Source organism: Microcoleus sp. S36b_A4, assembly GCF_036700645.1.
Classification (GTDB): Bacteria; Cyanobacteriota; Cyanobacteriia; order Cyanobacteriales; family Microcoleaceae; genus Microcoleus.
The window spans coordinates 23,494-29,493 of record NZ_JAUBPI010000036.1 but is presented as its reverse complement, the minus strand read 5'-3'; the positions used below and the strand labels follow the sequence as shown (position 1 = coordinate 29,493).

The 6,000-nt window shown below is 46.5% G+C and carries 5 protein-coding genes; 3 read left to right on the top strand and 2 right to left on the bottom strand.

Features of this window, described 5'->3' with window-relative positions:
- The first annotated feature begins 407 nt into the window (after positions 1–407).
- Positions 408–1,082 (top strand): acetoacetate decarboxylase family protein, encoded by a 675-nt coding sequence (locus QUA03_RS13970; RefSeq protein WP_333212900.1) that lies wholly within the window; start codon positions 408–410, stop codon positions 1,080–1,082.
- Positions 1,083–1,300: 218 nt separating this feature from the next.
- Here the strand turns inward: QUA03_RS13970 and QUA03_RS13965 are convergent, their stop codons facing one another.
- Positions 1,301–1,777 carry an orange carotenoid protein N-terminal domain-containing protein gene (locus QUA03_RS13965; RefSeq protein ID WP_333212899.1) on the bottom strand — a complete coding sequence of 159 codons (477 nt, stop codon included), beginning with the start codon at positions 1,775–1,777 and terminating at the stop codon, positions 1,301–1,303.
- 288 nt (positions 1,778–2,065) lie between these two features.
- On the opposite strand from QUA03_RS13965, the gene QUA03_RS13960 reads away from it, so the two are divergent.
- Positions 2,066–2,245 carry a Uma2 family endonuclease gene (locus tag QUA03_RS13960; protein WP_333212898.1) on the top strand — a complete coding sequence of 60 codons (180 nt, stop codon included), beginning with the start codon at positions 2,066–2,068 and terminating at the stop codon, positions 2,243–2,245.
- 1 nt (position 2,246) lies between these two features.
- The gene (locus QUA03_RS13955; RefSeq protein WP_333212930.1) at positions 2,247–2,657 is read left to right on the top strand and encodes a Uma2 family endonuclease; all 411 of its coding nucleotides are present in this window, start codon (positions 2,247–2,249) and stop codon (positions 2,655–2,657) included.
- Between the two features lie 86 nt (positions 2,658–2,743).
- Here QUA03_RS13955 and QUA03_RS13950 read toward each other — a convergent pair whose 3' ends face one another.
- Positions 2,744–5,911 (bottom strand): MFS transporter, encoded by a 3,168-nt coding sequence (locus QUA03_RS13950; RefSeq protein ID WP_333212897.1) that lies wholly within the window; start codon positions 5,909–5,911, stop codon positions 2,744–2,746.
- Between the last annotated feature and the right edge of the window lie 89 nt (positions 5,912–6,000).

Here is a 6,000-nt window from a genome sequence, read left to right as displayed (position 1 = left end):
GATTGTCGGTACGATCGACTGATTGTCGGTACGATCGACTGATTGTCGGTACGATCGACTGATTGTCGGTACGATCGACTGATTGTCGGTACGATCGCCCACTTGTCGGTACGATCGCCCACTTGTCGGTATGATCGAATCAATGACGTGGCAATCGCCTGACTCACTCTTTTAAGATACAAGGGGCGGGTTTGAATAATAATATCTAATTCCTGTTGACAATATTACTAAACCCGCCCCCCTACAACAGATAACCCACGTCAATTATTCATCTAATTTCTCGTCACATATTAATTTGTTTAAATAAACTAAATTCCCTCACAATGTGTGAAGAAATGCAAAGGGCTGTCGCTTTTTAGACCCTAAGCTAAAATAAAGATAAAATCTCAGATATTTAATCACTGAAAATGGTATATCCACCTGCACCTTGGAATCTCCAAGGTTATGCTGTTCAGACTTTACAATTAGTAGATGTGGCACGAGTGCGCGCCTTAGTTCCCTCTGAATTAGAAATTGTCTCTTTATTGCCAGGAAAAACCCTAGGTGGCATTTATGTATCCTCCTACGGGTTGGGTTCGGTGATGGAGTACAATGAGTTAATTGTAGTTAGCGCGATCGCTAATTATGCTGGAAAATGGGGCGCTTGGATTTCCCACATCTACGTAGACAATCCTAACTCGGTAGCCGGCGGGCGCGAAATTTGGGGACTTCCTAAAGAATTAGCTCAATTTAGTTGGGAAGGTAGCGATTCGGTAAAGGCAGCACCGCTAGGCTACCGCGTCACAGTTCGCCAAGGAAACCGTCAACTGTGCAGTCTCAATTACAGCAAGCAAACTTTAGCTTTCCCGCTGCCTTTTAGCGGAAATGTTTTCAGCGCTGAGCGCACCAATTTGCTGTTGTTTAAAGGAGGATTGCAGTCTCGCATCGGTTTGATTAAAGGCGAGTTAGATGTGCCAGAAGAAAGCCCTTTTGCCAGCTTAAACTTAGGCCACCCCTTGCTAACTTTTGGCTCCGAAGATATGCGTTTAAAAGTCGCTGCGCCGGAAGTTGTGGGAAACAGAGCCGTTGAATTCAGTTATTAGCTGTAAAGTGCGGGTATTTTCCGTCAACCTAAAAAAACAGAACAGCCAGAAACCCGGTTTCTTCAAGAAGCCGGGTTTCTGTCGCGACGTATTAGTTTGAGCTACTTACTAATCTTTTTGAGGAGTTAGGCATCCAACGGCTAAAAACCGGGTTTTTTCCTAAATGCCTCGTTGCGACATCCGAGAAACCGGGTTTTTTTTCGTAGTAAGTCCTATTTTTAAATGCCAGCCCCCGGAGCTGCTTCAGCACCCATTTCTAAAATTGTACCGCGAAGGAAATCAATTTGCTGCTGGAAGTCCATGCCCTCAATCTTTCCTAATAAAGATTTTCCTGCGTCGGGAAGTTGATAGTCTGGAGGGACAGGAATAATAGTTCCTTCGTCCATTCCTACTGCTAGAAAATACCAAAAAGCCAGTTTCGTTTCAGGGCTCATCGAGCCGTACATCCGGCTGATTTCGGTATTGGCTTTTGAGGCAATGTCGCGCATTACTTGTAGTTGTTCTTCGTGGGGCAGCGGCTTGACTTGCTCGAACAAACCCTGAGCGATTTCGGAACCGGAAGCACCGGGAGCCGCTGGCGTTATTGACTTGCCCATTTCGGTGTAAACAAACCACAGCAAACCTAATTGGTCGTCTACACTCAACTTCTTAATATCTGCTTTTCCTTGGTCGTAAGCACTGGTAGTAAAGGTCATTCAAGCCTCCAAAATAATATGTATTGCTCAGTTTTCTTATTTTTGAGAAAACTTTTGTTTGCTACTTAAGTTAAAGTACCTAATAAATAGTGATGCTAGAATCTTGCTTAAGACAGAGATGATCCGGGACATAAGTTCGGGGAGTAAATTCACCAAAGTTGGGAAAAAGTGCAACCAAAGGATGAGGAAAATTTGACAAGATTGTTGTTAGTGGCTCTCATGATTAGCATTGTTTAGCCGATCGCCGATCGCCTATAATCGCAACATACCTGTATTGAGGTGGCTGTTATGTCGATCGCAACTGCAAAACGCTTCACCATAGCGGAATATCACCGCCTGACAGAACTGGGGTTCTTTAATGAGGACGATCGAGTTGAGTTAATCAAGGGAGAACTTGTGAAAATGGCAGCTAAAGGTACCGCTCACTCGGTTTGCGAGACACGCTTGGAACGCGAGTTATTTATTTAAGCTGCTGGGAGAAAGGGCGACACTGCGGGGACAACAACCTATTATTCTGCCTGATGACAGCGAACCAGAACCCGATCGTGCGATCGTCCAAAATCGCCCTGACGACTATCTATCCTCTCACCCCTGTCCAGGGGATATACTGTTGCTGATTGAGATTGCAGATTCTTCTTTGAGTTACGACAAACAGGTTAAGCTCCCCCTTTATGCTGAAGCCCGAATCTCGAACTATTGGATATTTAATTTATTACAAACTTGCTTGGAATGTTACAGCGATCCGTATCAGAATGCCCCTGGCCAATTTGGTTATCGCAGGACGCTGATTTTTCTGCCCAACGAGTCTGTTAATCTGTCTTATTTTCACGACTTGGCGCTCGATTTATCGAGAGTATTTCCGCCAACTATAGAATCCTGAAGGACTCTGATATTATTCCAAAGAAAATAGGCTGGCAAAACGCCAGCCTAGAATCAGGAGAACTTTATTTCAAACTCGTTGAAAATCTAGCTAAACAAACCCGAAATCCCGTTGACTGCTATTGCTCCAGCCAAAGCGGAAACAACCACAGAAGTCAGAGCCGTACCGAACAGCCACCAAGCTGCGGCTGCTGCCGCTTCGCGCGCATCTTCTGCTTGCTGCTTGGTCTTTTTCTTGAGCTGTTTGATGCGTTTTTTGGCTTCATGTTGCAGGCGTTCCGATCGCAATAAAACGCTGTCCCTGGCTCCTTCCATTTGGTCAACAATTCGGTGAGCGTCAGTCTCGGAAATATCGGAACGAGAACTCAGTAGGGCAACTAAAGTACCGCGATCGAACTCACCTAAACGCTCCTTAATCGCGTCAAATCCGGCCTGCGGGTCATCAAATACTTTGCGTAAGTCCCGCTTGATGCCTTCGTAGTTGAGCTCTGGTCGATCGAGGGAATTGAGGTAATCCCGGATTTTCCCGAAAATACCATCCATTGCTGACTGAAACTTGTCCTGAACCATTTGAACTTGTTCGACAATTTGGTTGCGGACAGATTCAATTTGGTCGGCAATTTTGTTGGCTTCCTCTTCCGAGATGTCTTCCCGCTGCGACAGCAATGCTACCAGAGTCGAGCGATCGAAGTGCTTCAGGCGATCGCCCAAACTTTGCATCCCCATTCCCGGCTCACTAAACAGCAACTGCAAATCGCGTTTGATGCTTTCAGGATTGAGTTCTTCCTTGTCCGTATTCCGCAAGTAATTTTCCAAACTTCCTTGGAAATCGCGGACTGTTTTTTGAGCGCGAGATGCCAAGCGGCGGGGCGATTTCACGATGCTGCGAATCGAATCTTGCACGCGATCGATCGTCCGATTGATCTGTTCTTCGCTCAAATCTTCCCGCTGCGACAGCAACTTGACTAAAGTTTCGCGATCGACCTGAGAAAGTCTGTGCCGAAGTGCCAAAGCACCCTCTTTCGGATTTTCAAACAATTTAGTCAAATCCCGATTGATGGCTTCTGGATCAAGTTCTTCCAGGTTTGTATTCCGCAGGTACTCGCCAATTTTTCCAGTAATGTCCTCGTACTGTTGCTTAGCTCTATCTGCAACTATTTGCGGCGCGTGGATAATGTTGTCGCGCACAGATTCGATCCGGTCGATCGCCTGATTGATCTGTTCTTCGCTGAGGTCTTGGCGCTGTGACAGCAATTGAACCAGCGTATCGCGGTCGAATTGAGATAAGCGTTCTCTCAGCGCTTTAAATCCGGCTTCCGGGTCGTTTAACAGCGTTTGAAACTCGCGCTCGATAGCTTCAGGATTGAGTTCTTCCTTATTAGTATTGCGGAGATAGTCTTCTACCCTTTGTCGCAATTCTTGGGCTTTCGATTTCGCTTGCTCTTGCAATTCTTGAGCTCTAGAAATCACGCGATCGCGCGAACTTTCGAGCCGCCCGATTAACTGATCGGCTTCCTCTGGACTGAAATCTTCCCGCTGACCCAGCAACTGCACCAAAGTATCGCGGTTAAACTGCGACAGGCGATCGCGCAAAGCCTCAAAACCAGCATCTCGATCTTCCAAAAGCGCTTGGAAATCCCGTTCAATACCTTCAGGATTCAATTCTTCCTTGCCGGTCGATCGCAAATAATTCTCAATCCGACTCCGCAAATCTTGAGACTGTTCTTCACCAGCAGCAGCTTGCACAATTTCCAACACTTCTTGTCGGACACCTTCAAGCTGTTCGGCAATTTCCGTCACCTGTTCAGGAGCAAACCCCTCGCGGCGGCTGAGAATCCCTACAAAATAATCTGGATTAAACAGCTCTAACTGGCGCAAAACTGCTCCCGGAGAAGCTTCCGGGTCGTAAATCACATCCCTAAATTCCTGCTTGATGGTCTCGCGGTTGAGATGCCAAGGTTGGGCATTCATCAAGTAATTTTCCACATCAGCCTTAGCTGTATTGAAAGGCAGCGCAGGCACTTTATCGCCCACCTGAGAAGCCAAAGATTTAGCTTTTTCCGTCCCTTTTGCTGTCAGTTGCTGCAACTGACCAGTGATTTTTTCAACATCCAAATCCGACAAATCCGTCCGCGACAAAACAGTGTTCACAAGAGATCCCACACCCAACTGCATCGCTCGCTTCATGGCGCTGCTGGATTCCGATTTGTTTTCCCTACTTTCGAGAATTTGAGACAGCTTGGCGTTGAGTTCGTCAGACTTCAGCAAATCGGGAGCCGCAAACTTGAGAAAATCAACCAACTCTAAATTCGGGTCTTTCTGCCCTTGCTGCTTGCCGAAAGTTTGCTTCCAAACGCCTTCGAGTTGGTCGGCAACTTGAGTTATTTCCTCTTGAGAAAAGTCTGTGCGACTTTTAACTAAATCCACAAAAGTCTGGCGGTTAACATTCTTCAGAACGTCGCTTCCCGCAAGAGATTTGATATCTGTATCGCCCAGCAACTTTTCAAATTGACCGCGAATTTCCTTAACATCTAGTTTCGGTAACTGCAAAGAACCCACATAATCTTGCAGTGTTTCGCGAATGCTATCGGGGTCTACCGCCGAACTCAACTCGCGGCGCACAGCGGCAACAGATGCCTCTACAGTATTGACCATTTGGTCGCTAGCCATCTTGCCGCCGATCGCTGCACCCGCAGTACCCATGATGCCTTGAACGCCCGAAAAAGCGGTTTTTATCAAGGAACCGATCATAGAACCGACGGCGCTAGAACCGAGCCACACTAGGGTTAAAAAGTACGCCGCCCAGATGACCACACCAATAATTGCCGCTCCGTCTACGCTGGCAATTGAAGTTAGTTTGACTGCCAGAAAACAAGCCAAAAATAAAGCCAGGTTAACGGTGACTAAAATCCAACCCCCGACTAAACCTTCGATTTTCCGAACTTTTTTGCCTAAACTTTCGGACTCATCATCATCGTCATCGTCGGGTAAAGCCTCGTCCCAATTTGATATTTTGGCGGCGATTGAGAAATTGGTTAACAGGAATTGGAAGCCGAAAGCCATAATGACTCCGGCGATTAAGGCCACGAAAAACTGAGGGCTTAAAAACATCAGCCCTCCGATATCGGGGTGGTCAAATGGCACATCTATTTCTACTGGCGTTTGTACTGGCATTTGTACTGGCATTTCTACTGGCATTTGGCCCCTATCGAGTTTTGGAGTGTACAGCGACATTAATAACTCGCTTTGAAACATAATTTACCTCCTTACTTTTTATGCCTAACTCGGCATAGCGAAAAGTGTCCCCAACTTTTTTCTAGGGGTGTTTGTAATCTTTAGATGAG

What these genes read in the sequence shown, in the direction of transcription:
- QUA03_RS13970 (WP_333212900.1), top strand. Translation starts at nt 408, where the DNA reads ATGGTATATCCACCTGCACCTTGGAATCTCCAAGGTTATGCTGTTCAG.
- QUA03_RS13965 (WP_333212899.1), bottom strand. Translation starts at nt 1,777, where the DNA reads ATGACCTTTACTACCAGTGCTTACGACCAAGGAAAAGCAGATATTAAG.
- QUA03_RS13960 (WP_333212898.1), top strand. Translation starts at nt 2,066, where the DNA reads ATGTCGATCGCAACTGCAAAACGCTTCACCATAGCGGAATATCACCGC.
- QUA03_RS13950 (WP_333212897.1), bottom strand. Translation starts at nt 5,911, where the DNA reads ATGTTTCAAAGCGAGTTATTAATGTCGCTGTACACTCCAAAACTCGAT.